The following is a 514-nucleotide window of genomic DNA, read 5'->3' as shown; positions in this document are numbered from 1 at the left end:
GGCGATGTCCGCGTCGGCCAGGCCCCGCTTCCCCTCGAGGGCCTGCCCGTAGTGGTCGGGGTCGTAGTTGATGGGCCTCGACGGCCCGGACGCGGCGTCGTGGACGGCGACCTCCTCGCCGGCCATCCTCACCACGACCTGGCCGCCGGGCATCGCCACGACGCTCACGCGCCGGCCGATGCAGCGCCTGGGCACGGACCACTCCCTGCCGGCGGCCCTGACGAGCATGGTCGGCGGGACGGTCTGGACGCTCACGTCGCCCACCATCGACTCGAGGAGCCGGAGGTTCCCGATGGGCCGCAGGCACTCCTTCTCCCGCATGAACAGCGCGTCGGGCGGCAGGCCGGTGGTGCGGTTCGGCTCCGAGTTGGCCTGGGCCTCGACCCGGGCCACCGCCTCGGCGAGGCCGCTCCACCCGGTGAACTCGCCGCCGTAGGCGAGCAGGCGGTTCAGGAAGCGGTTGGCCGACTCGTCCTTGCCCTTGGTCTGCGGCGAGCGCGGCGCGCAGAGCCTG

Annotated in this window: 1 protein-coding gene; it reads right to left on the bottom strand. The window is 73.9% G+C overall.

The window, feature by feature from the left end:
* On the bottom strand, positions 1–514 hold a 514-nt coding region (locus ACTQV3_RS09285; RefSeq protein WP_441568628.1), incomplete at both ends, for a Mu transposase domain-containing protein.

This window comes from Collinsella sp. LCP19S3_A7 (assembly GCF_052121995.1).
Taxonomy (GTDB): Bacteria; Actinomycetota; Coriobacteriia; order Coriobacteriales; family Coriobacteriaceae; genus Collinsella.
This window is presented reverse-complemented; position numbering and strand designations above follow the sequence as displayed.